This window comes from Sulfitobacter sp. 1A13679, assembly GCF_043557115.1.
Classification (GTDB): Bacteria; Pseudomonadota; Alphaproteobacteria; order Rhodobacterales; family Rhodobacteraceae; genus Sulfitobacter; species Sulfitobacter faviae.
Genome location: NZ_JBIFFO010000011.1, coordinates 43,910 through 57,634, shown reverse-complemented (window position 1 = coordinate 57,634; position 13,725 = coordinate 43,910). Strand labels below are relative to the sequence as shown.

General features: G+C 64.2%; 15 protein-coding genes. 10 read left to right on the top strand and 5 right to left on the bottom strand.

The genetic code is table 11. The features are described from left to right. The first annotated feature begins 4 nt into the window (after positions 1–4). On the top strand, positions 5–784 hold the full coding sequence (gene pssA / locus ACGYLA_RS10440) for a CDP-diacylglycerol--serine O-phosphatidyltransferase (RefSeq protein ID WP_067261404.1): 780 nt from the start codon (positions 5–7) through the stop codon (positions 782–784). Position 785: 1 nt separating this feature from the next. Continuing rightward, the gene (locus ACGYLA_RS10435; protein WP_394410569.1) at positions 786–1,403 is read left to right on the top strand and encodes a class I SAM-dependent methyltransferase; all 618 of its coding nucleotides are present in this window, start codon (positions 786–788) and stop codon (positions 1,401–1,403) included. Positions 1,404–1,434: 31 nt separating this feature from the next. Here ACGYLA_RS10435 and irrA read toward each other — a convergent pair whose 3' ends face one another. Beyond that, entirely contained in the window at positions 1,435–1,854 is a 420-nt protein-coding gene (gene irrA, locus ACGYLA_RS10430) for an iron response transcriptional regulator IrrA (protein ID WP_394432245.1), read from the bottom strand. 164 nt (positions 1,855–2,018) lie between these two features. Between irrA and fabA the strand changes: the two genes are divergently transcribed. Next, positions 2,019–2,528, top strand: coding sequence for a bifunctional 3-hydroxydecanoyl-ACP dehydratase/trans-2-decenoyl-ACP isomerase (gene fabA / locus ACGYLA_RS10425; protein WP_067261401.1), 510 nt, complete (start codon positions 2,019–2,021; stop codon positions 2,526–2,528). 59 nt (positions 2,529–2,587) lie between these two features. Here fabA and ACGYLA_RS10420 read toward each other — a convergent pair whose 3' ends face one another. Together ACGYLA_RS10420 and ACGYLA_RS10415 are read right to left on the bottom strand one after the other, a co-directional pair. Then, positions 2,588–3,190, bottom strand: a complete 603-nt coding sequence (locus tag ACGYLA_RS10420; protein ID WP_394432243.1) for an SDR family oxidoreductase — start codon at positions 3,188–3,190, stop codon at positions 2,588–2,590. A 66-nt stretch (positions 3,191–3,256) separates the two neighbouring features. Beyond that, positions 3,257–4,636, bottom strand: a complete 1,380-nt coding sequence (locus ACGYLA_RS10415) for an NAD-dependent succinate-semialdehyde dehydrogenase (protein ID WP_394432241.1) — start codon at positions 4,634–4,636, stop codon at positions 3,257–3,259. A gap of 163 nt (positions 4,637–4,799) precedes the next feature. Here ACGYLA_RS10415 and fabB point away from each other — a divergent pair, with 163 nt between their 5' ends. Next, positions 4,800–6,029: a beta-ketoacyl-ACP synthase I gene (gene fabB, locus ACGYLA_RS10410; protein WP_394432239.1), complete on the top strand. Its 1,230-nt coding sequence runs from the start codon at positions 4,800–4,802 to the stop codon at positions 6,027–6,029. A gap of 9 nt (positions 6,030–6,038) precedes the next feature. Next, the gene (locus ACGYLA_RS10405) at positions 6,039–6,830 is read left to right on the top strand and encodes an enoyl-ACP reductase (protein ID WP_394432237.1); all 792 of its coding nucleotides are present in this window, start codon (positions 6,039–6,041) and stop codon (positions 6,828–6,830) included. A 189-nt stretch (positions 6,831–7,019) separates the two neighbouring features. On the opposite strand, the gene ACGYLA_RS10400 is transcribed toward ACGYLA_RS10405, so the two are convergent. Together ACGYLA_RS10400 and ACGYLA_RS10395 are read right to left on the bottom strand one after the other, a co-directional pair. Continuing rightward, entirely contained in the window at positions 7,020–8,135 is a 1,116-nt protein-coding gene (locus ACGYLA_RS10400; RefSeq protein ID WP_394432235.1) for a class I SAM-dependent RNA methyltransferase, read from the bottom strand. A 99-nt stretch (positions 8,136–8,234) separates the two neighbouring features. Then, positions 8,235–8,672: a peptidylprolyl isomerase gene (locus ACGYLA_RS10395; protein ID WP_394432233.1), complete on the bottom strand. Its 438-nt coding sequence runs from the start codon at positions 8,670–8,672 to the stop codon at positions 8,235–8,237. 194 nt (positions 8,673–8,866) lie between these two features. On the opposite strand from ACGYLA_RS10395, the gene ACGYLA_RS10390 reads away from it, so the two are divergent. The 5 genes from ACGYLA_RS10390 to ACGYLA_RS10370 all read left to right on the top strand — a co-directional run bounded on the left by ACGYLA_RS10390 (position 8,867) and on the right by ACGYLA_RS10370 (position 13,659). Beyond that, positions 8,867–9,553, top strand: coding sequence for a haloacid dehalogenase type II (locus tag ACGYLA_RS10390; protein WP_394432231.1), 687 nt, complete (start codon positions 8,867–8,869; stop codon positions 9,551–9,553). Next, positions 9,553–10,374, top strand: coding sequence for an alpha/beta fold hydrolase (locus tag ACGYLA_RS10385; RefSeq protein ID WP_394432229.1), 822 nt, complete (start codon positions 9,553–9,555; stop codon positions 10,372–10,374). Before ACGYLA_RS10390 ends, ACGYLA_RS10385 begins: the two co-directional genes overlap by 1 nt. After that, the gene (locus ACGYLA_RS10380) at positions 10,371–11,342 is read left to right on the top strand and encodes a threonine/serine dehydratase (RefSeq protein ID WP_394432227.1); all 972 of its coding nucleotides are present in this window, start codon (positions 10,371–10,373) and stop codon (positions 11,340–11,342) included. The genes ACGYLA_RS10385 and ACGYLA_RS10380 overlap by 4 nt, the downstream gene beginning before the upstream one ends. 172 nt (positions 11,343–11,514) lie before the next feature. After that, complete coding sequence (pcaD, locus tag ACGYLA_RS10375; protein WP_394432225.1) at positions 11,515–12,318, top strand: 3-oxoadipate enol-lactonase; 804 nt, start codon at positions 11,515–11,517, stop codon at positions 12,316–12,318. Between the two features lie 120 nt (positions 12,319–12,438). Then, positions 12,439–13,659, top strand: a complete 1,221-nt coding sequence (locus tag ACGYLA_RS10370; protein ID WP_394432223.1) for a TCR/Tet family MFS transporter — start codon at positions 12,439–12,441, stop codon at positions 13,657–13,659. Positions 13,660–13,725: the final 66 nt, after the last annotated feature.

Below are 13,725 nucleotides of genomic sequence, written 5' to 3'. Positions count from 1 at the left end.
CCCCATGCGCCCCCCTTCTGAAAAGACCGGCGCGGACCTTGCGCTGATCCAGCTTCTGCCCAATGCGCTGACGATCACCGCGATTTGCGCAGGGCTTTCGGCGATCCGCTTTGGGGTGCAGGGCAACTATGTGCTGGCGGTGCAACTGATCCTTCTGGCCTGCGTGCTGGATGGCTTGGACGGGCGGCTGGCGCGGCTGTTGCGCTCCTCAAGCCCGATGGGCGCGGAACTGGACTCCCTGGCCGATTTCCTGAACTTCGGCGTGGCCCCGCCGCTGATCCTCTATTTCTGGGCGCTGCAAGACATGCGCAGCGCAGCTTGGATTTCCGTGCTCGTCTACGCAGTCTGCTGCGTGGTGCGGCTGGCGCGGTTCAACGTCAACGACAAGGCCGAAGCGGCCAAGGCCAAGAACGGCGATGCGGTAGGCGAATCCGGTTCCTTCTTCACCGGCATCCCCTCGCCCGCAGGCGCGCTTTTGGTGCTCTTGCCGATGACCCTGTCCTTTGCCTTTCACAACCGGCCCATTCTGCCGGATTGGATGATCTGCCTGCATATGGTGCTGATCGGTTTTCTGATGATCAGCCGCATCCCCACATGGTCTTTCAAAACCACCAAGGTCTCCCGACGCCATGTGAAATACCTGCTGGTGGGCGTGGCAATTTTCGCGGCCGCCTTGGCCACCTACGCTTGGACCACGCTCGTCGTGCTCTGCTTAGCCTATATCGGCATGGTGATCTGGGGGCTTTTGAGAGCACGGAAAACGAGTTTAACCAAAAGGAATTGAAATGGACATCAAGGCGGTCGAGACTTCCTATGCCCGTTGGGCACCGATCTACGACAAGACCTTCGGCGCGCTGACCAGCGGCGGTCGCCGCCATGTCGTGGCCCATATCAACAAGGGCAGCGGCTCTGTCCTCGAAGTGGGTGTCGGCACCGGCCTGTCCTTGCCCCACTACGCGCCACACCTCTCCGTCACAGGCATTGATTTCAGCGACGAGATGCTCGCCAAGGCCCGCCAGCGCGTCACCCGCGAAGGGCTGCAACATGTAGCTGACCTGCGCCAGATGGACGCGCGCGACCTCGACTTCCCCGATGCCAGTTTCGACACGGTTGCTGCGATGCATGTGCTCTCCGTGGTGCCCGAGCCTGAGCGCGTGATGGAGGAAATCGCCCGCGTGCTCAAACCCGGCGGTCAGGTGGTCATCGCCAACCATTTCATGCGCACCACGGGCGTGCTGGGCTTCCTGGAAAAAGTCTCGGCACCCTTTGCGAATACGCTCGGCTGGCATTCGGATTTCGAGATGGAAACCGTGTTGCAACAAGACGCGCTGGAGGTCGAAGACGAACGCGCCCTGCCGCCCATGGGCATGATGACCTTCCTAGTGTTGCGCAAACGCGGCTGATCAGGCAGGCGGCGGGGCCTGCCCCGCCGGTTCAGGTCTTCCGGCGCAGCCGGATCACCACATCGACCGAGGCAATCTCGGCCCCCTCGGGCGCGTCGGGAAGCTGAGCGATCACCAACTCTTCCGAGGGCGCATCGGTCAGCTTGCTGTCGTCTTCCCAAAAGAAATGCGGGTGGTCGTGGGTGTTGGTGTCGAAATAGCTTTTCGAGCCATCCACGGTCACCTCCTGCAACAGCCCCGCATCACAAAAGGCGCGCAGCGTGTTGTAGACCGTCGCCAGCGACACTGCCTCGCCCTGCCCCTTCGCGGCCTCAAACAGGCTTTCGGCGGTGACGTGGCGGTCTTGCCCATCGCCCACCAGAAGGCTCGCCAGCGTGACACGTTGGCGCGTGGGGCGCAGCCCGGCCTGAGCCAACCAGCGCGTTCCGACCTCTTGTACCTCTACGGACATCAGTTCCCTGCCTTTCAGGGTCATATAAAGGATCAAATCCCCGGTTTTCAATTGAAAACCTTGCGCCAATCGTCGCGGCGCCTTTGCCGCGGCCCTTGCGGCACGCCGCAGCGGGGTGCTAAACGGGGCCGGATGTTATAACAGAGCAGCAGGAGAGCCGCAGGATGGCCGACTACCCCACGAGTTTCGACAAGGAAGATCTGCTGAAATGCGCCCGCGGTGAGCTTTTCGGCCCCGGCAACGCACAGCTTCCCGCCCCGCCGATGCTCATGATGGACCGGATCACCGATGTCTCGGCCGATGGCGGCGCCCATGGCAAGGGCCATATCACCGCCGAGTTCGATATCACCCCGGACCTGTGGTTCTTTGAGTGCCACTTCCCCGGCAATCCGATCATGCCCGGCTGTCTTGGCCTTGACGGTCTGTGGCAGCTCACGGGCTTCAACCTCGGCTGGCGCGGCTGGCAGGGGCGCGGCTATGCGCTTGGCGTGGGCGAGGTGAAGCTGACCGGCATGGTGCGCCCGGACCGCAAGATGCTGACCTACAAGATTGATTTCACCAAGGCGATCCAAACCCGCCGCCTGACCATGGGCGTGGCTGACGGCATCGTCGAAGCCGATGGCGAAGTGATCTATCAGGTGAAAGACATGAAAGTGGCGCTGAGCGAAAGCTAAAGCGCTGCGACTTTACGGATATAAAAAGGGGGCCGCGCGGCCCCCTTTTTCATTGTCGCTCAAAGCGTCTGCATTTCCTGCACCTTACCGTCATGGCGCCCGGTCACGGCTGCTTCGGCCAGTACCGCGGCCACATCGGCGCGGTGCGCCTCGCCTTTCTGATCGACGCCGTCCCCCAGATTAACCGCATTAGTCTTTGGGTCATCCGTCAACGCCACGGGCCGCAGGATCGAATGGGTCAGGCCAGAGCCTTGCAGATGTTCATCCGCCGCCTGTTTCGCCTTGAGGTAATGGGTCATCTCGTGATCCTCCGGCGGGTTGTCGGCGCCCACGGAACTCAGCATCACAAAGCGGTCGACCTCGGCCTCGCGGGCCAGATCGACCAGACGCTGCGCGCCTTCGCGGTCGACCTTCTCAGTCATCTCCGGCCCCGTGCTGCCGCCCGACCCGGCGGCGAAAACAACGGCGTCTACACCGTCGCACACACCCGCTTGCAGGTTGGTCAGATCGCCCTTCCGCTCTTCGGTGCCCTCGGGCAGCACAGAGGTATCGGAGCCGTCGCGCACCAGTGCGATGGGCTCGGCCCCGCGATCTTTCAATTCACTGACGAGCAGACGCCCGGTTTTGCCGGTCGCACCGGCGACGAGTACTTTCATGGTCATATGGAACCTCTCGGAATTTAGTTTGATACGGGCGAGCGGCGCCTCGCGCCGCCCGCCTTTTGCCGGTTACGACGGCAGGAAAATCGACTTGGCGTTGACGAACTCTTTCATGCCAAAGCCGCCGTGTTCGCGCCCGTAGCCGGAATTTTTCACCCCGCCGAAGGGCATATTCGGATCGGCGGCGCCAAAGTTGTTGATCCGCACCATGCCGGTGTCGAACTCATCCCGCGCAAGGCGCAGGGCGTGTTCTTCATCCGTGCAGAAGATGCCGCCGCCCAGACCATAGCGGCTGTCATTGGCAATGCGCATCGCGTCTTCGTCATCCTTCGCCCGGATGACCGAGGCGACGGGGCCAAAGATTTCATCGTCATAGGCTGGCATGCCCGGCTTGATCTCGGCCAGAACGGTCGCGGGATAATAGGCACCCGTGCGGTCGGGCACTTCGCCACCGCAGAGCACCTTGGCGCCCTTCTCAACACTCTCTTTCACCTGATCGCGGACGGTTTCAAACTGTTCTTGGCTCGACAGCGGCCCGAGCTTGGTGTCTTCGTCCATCGGATCGCCCATCGGGATCGCCTTCATCGCATCGACATAGGCGCTCACGAAAGCGTCGTAATTCTTCTCGGTCACGATGAAACGCTTGGCCGACACGCAGGTCTGGCCGTTGTTATAAAGCCGCCCCATGGTCGAGAATCTCACCGCCGTTTCGATATCGGCGTCGTCGAGCACGAGATAGGCGTCGTTCGAGCCCAGTTCGAGCACGGACTTCTTCAGATGTTTCGCCGCCTCGGACCCGATATGGCTGCCCGCGCTGTCAGAGCCGGTCATGGTCACGCCGCGCACCAGCTCATGGCCGATCAGCTTGTCGGAGGTATCGTGGTCGATGATGATAACGTTGAACAGGTCTTTGGGCAGGCCCGCTTCTTCGCAAAGCTCTTTCAAACGCAGCCCGCTGCCGGTGCAGATTTCCGCGTGTTTCAGGACGCAGCCGTTGCCGGTCATCAGGTTCGCGGCCAGCACGCGCACGGGCTGGTAGAGGGGGAAGTTCCACGGCTGAATTTGATAGATCACACCGATGGGCTGATAGGTCACCACACCGCGCTTCTTGCCGCCGGCGTGTTTACGCTCTTCATCCTTCAGCATGTCGGGGCCGTTCTCGGCGGTATATTCGAAGATCTGGGCGCAGAGTTCGACCTCGGTCAGCCCGTCTTTGTAGAGCTTGCCGACCTCGCGGGTCATCAGTTCCGACAGGCTTTCCTTATTCTCGCGCAGCTTCTCGGCGATCTTTTTCAGATAGGGCGCGCGTTCGGCATGGGTCAGCTTGCGCCATTCCTTGAACGCCTCATGCGTGGCCTCGACCGCTTGGGTCGCTTCGGTTTCGGACATCACGTCATAGGTGTCGAGCACCTCTTCAGTGGCGGGATTTACCGTATTGATCTTGGGCATTCTAATCTCCTTTATGTCTCGTGAAGCCAACACCACCTGCCACTGCACCGTTCCATCACAGAACCTTGACCGCGACCTTCGCGCGCAGAGGATCGGCAAACCGCTTGCGCCGTATGGGCGTGCTGGCATACACCGGGGCTGCCAAAACAAAGGAGTGCTGCGCATGCGCCGCGTCGTCGTCACAGGGTTGGGGATTGTCTCATCCATCGGAAACAACGCCGAAGAAGTGCTCGAAGCACTGAAAAACGGCACCTCCGGGATCGAAGCCAGCCCGGAGATGGTCGAACACGGGTTCCGCAGCCGCGTGGCAGGGACGCTGAAGATCAATCTGGCCGATCACATCGACAAGCGGACCTTGCGTTTCATGGGGCCGGGCGCGGGCTATGCCTATGTCGCCATGGATCAGGCGATCAAGGATGCGGGCCTCGACGAGGCTCAAATCAGCAACCCGCGCACCGGTCTGGTGGCAGGCTCCGGCGGGCCGTCGACTTCGGCCATGTTCGCCGCGCATAACATTGTGAAAGACACGGGCGCCACCAAGCGCATCGGGCCCTTTGCCGTGCCGAAATGTATGTCCTCGACCGTCAGCGCGAACCTCTCGACCGCGTTCAAGATCAAGGGCATCAACTATTCCATCACCTCCGCCTGCTCCACCTCGCTGCATTGCATCGGCAACGCGGCCGAGCAGATCATGCTGGGCAAGCAAGACGTGATGTTCGCCGGCGGCGGCGAGGAGCTGGAGTGGACGCTTAGCTGCCTCTTCGACGCGATGGGGGCGATGTCGTCTAAATACAACGACGCGCCCGAGACGGCGAGCCGCGCCTTCGACGCGGACCGCGACGGTTTCGTGATCTCCGGCGGCGGCGGCATGCTGGTGCTGGAAGATCTCGACCACGCGCTGGCGCGCGGTGCAAAAATCTACGCCGAGGTGACCGGCTATGCCGCCACCAGCGACGGCCATGACATGGTGGCACCCTCCGGCGAGGGCGGTGAGCGCGCCATGCGTCTGGCGCTGGAAACCCTGCCCGAGGGCCGCAAGGTGGGCTACATCAACGCCCATGGCACCTCGACCCCGGTGGGCGACGTGGGCGAGATCGAAGCGGTGCGCCGTGTCTTCGGTGAGGGCAACACCCCGCCCGTCAGCTCCACCAAGTCGATGACTGGCCACGCGCAGGGTGCTGCCGGCGCGCTTGAGGCGATCTTCTCGCTGCTGATGCTCGACAACGATTTCATCGCCAAGTCGATCAACGTGCAAAACCTCGACCCCGCGCTCGATCCTTCCGAGATTGCGTTGGAGCGAGTGGACAATGCGGGGCTCGATTCCGTGATGACGAACTCCTTCGGGTTCGGCGGCACCAACGGGTCGATGATCCTGTCGAAATACAAGGACTGAGGGCGCGCTATGTCAGGATTGCTTGCAGGAAAACGCGGTCTCATCATGGGTGTGGCCAATGAACGCTCCATCGCTTGGGGCATCGCCAAGGCGATGGCCGAGGCCGGGGCCGAACTGGCCTTTACCTATCAGGGCGAGGCCTTTGGCAAGCGTCTTGAGCCGCTGGCGCAGAGCGTCGGCTCGGACTTCATGGTCGATGTCGATGTGACCGACGACGCCTCGCTCGACCGCGCGTTTGACGAATTGGGCGCGCGCTGGCCGACGATTGACTTCGTCGTGCATGCCATTGCTTTCTCGGACAAATCCGAATTGACGGGACGGTTTTTGAACACCAGCCGGGCGAACTTCAAAAACTCCATGGATATCTCGGCCTATTCCTTCATCGACGTGGCGCGCCGCGCGCATCCGCTGATGAAGGACAACGGCGGCACGCTGATGACGCTGACCTACATGGGCTCGAACCGGGTGACGCCGAATTACAACGTGATGGGCGTGGCCAAGGCGGCGCTTGAAAGTGCGACGCGTTATCTGGCGAATGATCTGGGGCCGGAAGGTATCCGCGTGAACGCGATCTCGCCGGGGCCGATGAAGACGCTGGCGGGGGCTGCCATCGGCGGCGCGCGCAAGACCTACAAGCACACGGATCAGAACGCGCCGCTGCGGTCCAATGCGACGCTCGAGGCTGTGGGCGGCACGGCGGTCTATCTGGCGTCTGACGCCGGCGCCTGCACAACAGGTGAGATCATCCGTGTGGATGGCGGCTTCCACGTGCTGGGGATGCCGCAGGCGGAGCATCTGTAACACGGGATTCGACTAGCCCCGGCCCGGAATCAAGCCGCAGGCGCCGGGCCATCGCCTGCCCGTCCCGTCGGGGAGGCGATTTGGTGAGGCTAGGCGCGCCTTTGCGAGGGCGCGCTCACTTTGCACCATAAAGTGGGACGCATCACCGTCAGGATCGCCACCCCACGGGCAGGCGCTCGCCCTCGATCTCTACCGCAACGCCTCGGTCTGCCAGAGCCACACTTTCATCCCGCCATGCGCAATCGCCGGCCCCTGCCCCTTCCACGGCAGCCCGGTGGCCTTCGCAAGCGGCGGCTCCGAGGTCACCAGCCCGACACGCCAGCCACGGAACCGCGCTTTCAGCGTCTCGCCCAGCGTTCCATAGAGCGGATAAAGCAGCTTCTTGTTGCCGATCCGCCCTCCGTAGGGCGGGTTCACGATCACCAGCCCGGGCGGGCCTTCGGGCGGCTGCACCTCCCCTGCCCCATGGCAGGCGAAGTGGCACCACGCCCCCACCCCGGCCCGGTCGGCATTGGCCGTGCTCATGCGGATCGCGCCCGCGTCCCGGTCAGAGCCGTGGAACCGCACAGCAGGCTCGGCCACCTCCCCCCCAGTGCGCATCGCTTCCCACACCCCGGCATCGAAACTCGCCAAATCCTCGAAGGCGAAGCGCCGCGAGCGCCCGGGCTTCAACCCCGCCGCGATCTCGGCGGCCTCAATCAGGAACGTGCCCGAGCCGCACATCGGGTCGACCACCGGCTCGCCGGGCGCATAGCCGCATGAGCGCAGCATCAGTGCCGCCATGTTCTCGCGCATCGGCGCCTTGCCCACGGCTTCCTTGTGACCGCGCTTGTGCAGCGCTTCGCCGGAGGTATCGAGGCTGAAGATCACCTGATTGTCGTGGATGCGCACCTTCAGCACCAGCGCGGCCTCGGCATCGACAGGGATGCCATGGCTCTCGCGCAGCGCCGTCTCGACCCGTTGGGCTGCCGCCCCGGCATGGTAGATCTTCGACGCCTTGCTGGTCACCTGCACCTTCACCGGCACATCGGTGCGCAGCACATCGGTAAAGGGAAATTTACGACAGCGTTTGTCCAACTGCGCCAGATGGAAGGCCATGAAACCGCCGATCCGCGCCAGCACACGCGCGGCGCCGCGCAGTTCCAGATTGGCGCGCCAGACCTCGGGCCAGCCGCCCTGAACGGTCACGCCACCGGGCTGGGCCTGCGCTGCTGCAAAACCTTTTTCCTGCGCTTCGGCGCAGAGCAAATCCTCAAGCCCGGGCGGGCAGACAAGGAAAATCTCGAATGTATCTGGGGTATCCATGGCCCCTGCATAAGCGCCAATGCGCGGGCGTGCGAGGGGAAAAGACGCCGGAGACGTCTTTGGGGCGTGCCGGGGGGGAAGCCCCCCCGGCCACCGATATCAGGCCGCCGGAGCGATCTTGACCAGTTCGATGTCGAACTGCAGATCCTTGCCCGCCAGCGGGTGGTTGGCGTCGAGCGTGACGGTGGTCTCGTCAACCTCAACCACGGTCACCGGCAGGGCCTGACCTTCGGGGGTCTGCATCTGCAGCTGCGTACCGGGATCGAGCGGGATGTCCGCCGGGATGCCTTCGCGCGGCACGGCCTGACGCATCTCGGGGTTCACGGGGCCATAGGCCTCTTCGCTGGGCACTTGAACGACCTTCTTGTCGCCCTCGGTCATGCCGGGCAGCGCGCTGTCGAGACCGGGGATGATTTGGCCCGAACCCACGACGAACTCAAGCGGGTCGCGGCCCTGCGAGCTGTCGAATGTGGTGCCGTCTTTCAACGTGCCGGTATAGTGAATCTGTACTGTGTCGCCGGATTTGACCTCAGCCATCGGGTGTCTCCAATCTGTAGGGGGAAAAAGGAAGGAGGCCGCGTATCTGCGCGGGTGCTCCAAATTCCGCGACAGCATGAAGATTGTGACTCCGAGAGTAAACCCCCCGTCCGGGTCGATCGCGGAATTCGCCCCTTTTCGCCGCCGCGCCTGCGTGCCACTCTGCCGCGACACGGAAAGGGAGAGCCTGTCAGATGCCCATTACCACCTGCGTTTTCGACGCCTATGGAACCCTCTTCGACGTGGCCGCCGCCGCCCGTGAAGCCGCAGCCGAACCCGCTTTTGCCGCCATCGCCGAGACTTGGCCGGAACTGGCAGAACACTGGCGCCTCAAGCAGTTGCAGTATTCCTGGCTAAGAGCCGTGACCGGGGCGCATGACGATTTCTGGCAAGTCACCCAAGAGGGGCTGGACTGGACGCTGGAAAAGATGAACCTCGCCGATGACCCTGCCCTGCGCGCGCGCCTGCTGGCGCTTTACTGGGAGCTTCGCGCCTATGACGAGGTGCCCGCCATGCTGCGCGCGCTGAAAGACGGGGGCCTGAACACCGCGATCCTGTCCAACGGCGCCCCCGCGATGCTGGACGGGGCGGTGCAATCGGCGGGAATCGGTGATCTTTTGGATGTCTCGCTTTCGGTCGAAAGCGTCGGCGTCTTCAAACCGCATGCGTCGGTCTATGACCTTGTCGGAAAACACTTCGGCTGTGCCAAGGACGAGGTGCTGTTCGTGTCCTCCAACGGCTGGGACGCAGCGGCGGCGACGGGCTATGGGTTCACCACCGCATGGGTAAACCGGGGCGGCGATCCGGTGGACCGGCTGCCGTGGAAACCCGCACATCAGTTGCGCGAGCTGAGCGGCATTCCCGCATTGGCGGGGCTCTGATGCCGCGTTTCACCACCTCCGACGGGCTGTCGCTGCATTACACGGATGAGGGCAGCGGCCTGCCGATCCTCTGCCTTGCCGGTCTTACCCGCACCGGCGCGGATTTCGACTACCTCGCCCCGCATTTGGCTGATCACCGGCTGATCCGCATGGACTACCGCGGGCGGGGCCGCTCGGATTTCGACGCGAACTGGCGGAACTACACGCTCTCGGTGGAATGCCGCGACGTGTTGGAATTGCTCGGGCATCTGGGGCTGGAACAGGTCGCCCTCATCGGCACCTCGCGTGGCGGGCTGAATGCCATGGCGCTGGCGATGATCGCCCATGATCACCTTTTGGGCGTGGCGCTGAATGACGTGGGCCCCGAGCTTGACCCCAAGGGCGTCGAGTTCATCATGGGCTATCTGGGCCGCAACCCCGCCGCCAAGACCTATGAAGAAGCCGCCGCCGCCATGGCCCGCGCCTTCCCCGAGTTTCACGGCGTGCCCGAAAGCCGCTGGCTTGAGGAGGTCAAACGCCATTACAGGGCGACCGAAGACGGGCTGAAAATCACCTATGATCCGCATCTGCGCGATGCCGTGGCCGCCGCAGGCCAGCAAGCTGTTGACCTGTGGCCGTTCTTCGATGCGCTGCAAGGGTTGCCGCTGGTCACGATCCGCGGAGCCAATTCCACCTTGTTCAGCCGCGAGACGCTGATGCAGATGCAGGCCCGCCGCCCCGATATGATCGTGGCCGAAGTGCCGGACCGCGGCCATGTGCCCTTTCTCGACGAACCCCAAGCGCTTGCCGCGCTGCACGAATGGATAGGACAAATCAAATGAACATCGACATGATCCGCGCCGCCGCCGACCGCGCCAAGGGCCATGTGCGGCGCACGCCGCTCTTGAACTCCCCCTTTCTGGACGAGATCGCGGGCCGCCGGGTATGGGTCAAACCCGAATGTTTGCAGCATACCGGCAGCTTCAAGTTCCGCGGCGCGTGGTCGGCCCTTTCGGCCCTACCAAGCGCGCAGCGCGCCAAGGGCGTCATCGCCTATTCCAGCGGCAATCATGCCCAAGGCGTGGCACTGGCGGCCAAGATGCACGGCGCGCCTGCCGTGATCGTCATGCCCGAGGACAGCCCGCGGCTGAAGATCGCCAACACCCGCGCCTATGGCGCCGAGGTGGTGCTCTATGACCGCGCGAATGAGAGCCGCGAGGAGATCGGTGCCGCACTGGCCGAGGAACGTGGGCTCACGCTAATTAAACCCTATGACGAGCCGCAGGTCATCGCGGGACAAGGCACCACGGGGCTGGAAATCGCCCAGCAGGCCGCCGAGGCCGGGATCGAAGCGGCCGAGGTGATCGTCTGCTGCGGCGGCGGTGGCCTGACCTCTGGCATCGCGCTGGCGCTGGAGGCCGAGGCGCCGGGGTTCCGCGTGCGCCCGGCGGAACCGGAAGGCTTCGACGATGCCGCCCGCTCGCTGGTTTCCGGCCGGATCGAGCGGAATGCGACGGCGCTCGGCTCGATCTGCGACGCCATCGTCACGCCTGCGCCGGGGGAGCTGACCTTTCCGATCATGCAGCGGTTGGTGGGGCCGGGGCTGGTGGTGAGCGACGATGAGGCCTTGCAAGCGATGGGTCATGCGTTCAACCGGTTGAAACTCGTGGCTGAGCCGGGCGGTGCCGTGGCGCTTGCCGCGGCGTTGTTCCGGGGCGGAGAGATTGACGGGGACGATGTGATCGTCACCATCTCCGGCGGGAACGTTGATGCGGATATGTTCGCCCGCGCGCTGCAGACGCTGGGGTAACGATTAGGGCAGCGCCGGCACGCGGGGTGGTGCTGAAAGCGCCGCTCCAGGGGGGGGCGGGTCGGCGCTGCCCGGCGTTTCCACCGGGCGGTACCTATTCGAACTGTCCCGTCTTTGACCTCCCGCGTTCGCACGATATGCTGCCCCTCAACGCCGCCCAAAGGAGCCCCCCATGCAGATTTTCGACACCGGCGAGGTGCAACTGCACTACCGCGTCGACGGCCCCGAGGCCGGCGCGCCCGTGGTCTTCGCCAATTCGCTTGGCACCGACATGCGCCTGTGGGACCCGATCCTGCCGCTGCTCGCGCCCGGCCTGCGCATCATCCGCTTCGACAAACGCGGCCATGGCCTGTCCTCCTGCCCGCCCGCGCCCTATTCGATGGGGTCGCTCATCACCGATACCGAGCGGCTGCTCGACCACCTCAAGGTGCGCGACTGCGTCTTTGTCGGCCTGTCAATCGGCGGGATGATCGCGCAGGGCCTCGCAGTCAAACGGCTCGACATGATCCGCGCGCTGGTGCTGAGCAACACGGCCACCAAAATCGGCAACCGCGACATCTGGGATGCCCGGATCGCCCACGTCGAGAAAGGCGGTATCGAAAGCCTTGCCGATGCGGTGATGGAGCGTTGGTTTTCGCCCCAGTTCCGCGCCACGCCGGAACTGGCGCTCTGGCGCAACATGCTGACGCGGCAGCCCGACGCGGGCTATGCGGGCTGTTCGGCGGCGAATTCGCACAGTGATTTCATGACGCCAACCTCCGGTCTACGCCTGCCCGCGCTTGGCATCGCAGGTTCGGAAGACGGCTCAACCCCGCCCGATCTGGTGCGCGAGTTAATGGACCTGATCCCGGCCTCGAAATTCAAATTGATCCGCCGCGCGGGCCATCTGCCCTGTGTCGAGCAACCGCAGGAATACGCAGATACGCTGAACGAATTCCTCGCCAGTGTCGGGCATATCCCGAAGGCGCAGGGCTGATCGTGGCGGCAGGTGTCTCCGGCAGCGAGCGGGCCATGCGCGTGCGCCTCGTGCCGTATTCGCGCCCTATCGCGACGTCCGCCCTTGCCTTTGGCCCCTGCGCGGACCACATCTGACCGAATGCCGCTGCCACTGATCTTTATCCTTGTGACGGTGATGATCGATGCCATGGGCGTCGGCCTGATCTTGCCCGTCATGCCCGACCTGATCCGCGAAGTTCGCGGCGGCGGGCTGAGCGATGCGGCCCTTTGGGGCGGCGTGCTGGCCACGGGCTTTGCCGCGATGCAATTCCTCTTCGGCCCGGTTCTGGGCGGGCTCTCCGACCGTTTTGGCCGCCGCCCCGTCCTGCTGCTGGCGCTGATCGTGATGATGGTGGACTATGGCGTGATGGCGCTGGCGGGCAGCATTTGGCTGCTGCTGATCGGGCGGCTCGTGGGGGGCATCACGGCGGCGACCCATGCCACCGCCTCGGCCTATATGGCCGATATCTCTCCGGCGCAGGACCGCGCGGCGCGTTTCGGGCTGATCGGCGCGGCCTTTGGCGCGGGCTTTGTTCTGGGGCCGCTGATGGGCGGCGTCTTGGGCGAATATGGCACCCGCGCGCCCTTTTGGGCGGCAGCGGTACTGGCGGCGGGCAATGCGGTGCTTGGCTGGGCCGTGCTGCGCGAAACCCTGCCCCCGACACAACGCCGTGCTTTCGACTGGCGGCGGGCCAATCCGCTGGGCGCGCTGCGCGCCCTTGGCCGACTGCCCGAGGTCGGCAGGCTGCTCGCGGTATATTTCATCTACCATGTGGGCTTTGCCGCCTATCCGGCGGTCTGGGCCTATTTCGGGGTCGAGCGTTTTGGCTGGTCGCCGACGATGATCGGCCTGTCTCTGGGCCTTTTCGGCGTGCTGATGGCGCTTGTCCAAGGCGCCTTGATCGGCCCCGTGATCCGCCGCCTGGGCGCGCGCGCCACGGTGATCTTGGGCCATATCTTTGCCCTTGCCGCCTTTGCCGCGCTGACCGTGCTTACCTCGGGTAGTTGGGCGCTGATCATGACCCCGCTCGCCGCGCTGGCCGGGGTGATCCCGCCCGCGCTTCAAGGCATCATGTCGGCCCGCGTCAGCGCCGATGCGCAAGGGGAGCTGCACGGCGCGCTCAGTTCCTCCACCGCGCTGGCGATGATCCTCTCGCCGCTGACGATGACGGGGGTTTTCGCCTATTTTACCGCGCCGGAAGCTGCGCTCTACCTGCCCGGCGCACCCTTCCTGCTGGCGCTTTTGCTGACCCTTGGCGGCTTGGCGATTTTTGCCAGCCGCCCTACCCCCACGTCACAAGGTGAAACTTCGCCGCAGTAGGCCCAATACCCGTCTTGCGCCACCGGCCCATCCGCGTCAAGCTGGCGAAAATTGAAAGAAAGGGAC

What these genes read in the sequence shown, in the direction of transcription:
- ACGYLA_RS10420 (WP_394432243.1), bottom strand. Translation starts at nt 3,190, where the DNA reads ATGACCATGAAAGTACTCGTCGCCGGTGCGACCGGCAAAACCGGGCGT.
- ACGYLA_RS10405 (WP_394432237.1), top strand. Translation starts at nt 6,039, where the DNA reads ATGTCAGGATTGCTTGCAGGAAAACGCGGTCTCATCATGGGTGTGGCC.
- pssA (WP_067261404.1), top strand. Translation starts at nt 5, where the DNA reads ATGCGCCCCCCTTCTGAAAAGACCGGCGCGGACCTTGCGCTGATCCAG.
- ACGYLA_RS10390 (WP_394432231.1), top strand. Translation starts at nt 8,867, where the DNA reads ATGCCCATTACCACCTGCGTTTTCGACGCCTATGGAACCCTCTTCGAC.
- ACGYLA_RS10385 (WP_394432229.1), top strand. Translation starts at nt 9,553, where the DNA reads ATGCCGCGTTTCACCACCTCCGACGGGCTGTCGCTGCATTACACGGAT.
- irrA (WP_394432245.1), bottom strand. Translation starts at nt 1,854, where the DNA reads ATGTCCGTAGAGGTACAAGAGGTCGGAACGCGCTGGTTGGCTCAGGCC.
- pcaD (WP_394432225.1), top strand. Translation starts at nt 11,515, where the DNA reads ATGCAGATTTTCGACACCGGCGAGGTGCAACTGCACTACCGCGTCGAC.
- ACGYLA_RS10395 (WP_394432233.1), bottom strand. Translation starts at nt 8,672, where the DNA reads ATGGCTGAGGTCAAATCCGGCGACACAGTACAGATTCACTATACCGGC.
- fabB (WP_394432239.1), top strand. Translation starts at nt 4,800, where the DNA reads ATGCGCCGCGTCGTCGTCACAGGGTTGGGGATTGTCTCATCCATCGGA.
- fabA (WP_067261401.1), top strand. Translation starts at nt 2,019, where the DNA reads ATGGCCGACTACCCCACGAGTTTCGACAAGGAAGATCTGCTGAAATGC.
- ACGYLA_RS10435 (WP_394410569.1), top strand. Translation starts at nt 786, where the DNA reads ATGGACATCAAGGCGGTCGAGACTTCCTATGCCCGTTGGGCACCGATC.
- ACGYLA_RS10415 (WP_394432241.1), bottom strand. Translation starts at nt 4,636, where the DNA reads ATGCCCAAGATCAATACGGTAAATCCCGCCACTGAAGAGGTGCTCGAC.
- ACGYLA_RS10400 (WP_394432235.1), bottom strand. Translation starts at nt 8,135, where the DNA reads ATGGATACCCCAGATACATTCGAGATTTTCCTTGTCTGCCCGCCCGGG.
- ACGYLA_RS10380 (WP_394432227.1), top strand. Translation starts at nt 10,371, where the DNA reads ATGAACATCGACATGATCCGCGCCGCCGCCGACCGCGCCAAGGGCCAT.
- ACGYLA_RS10370 (WP_394432223.1), top strand. Translation starts at nt 12,439, where the DNA reads ATGCCGCTGCCACTGATCTTTATCCTTGTGACGGTGATGATCGATGCC.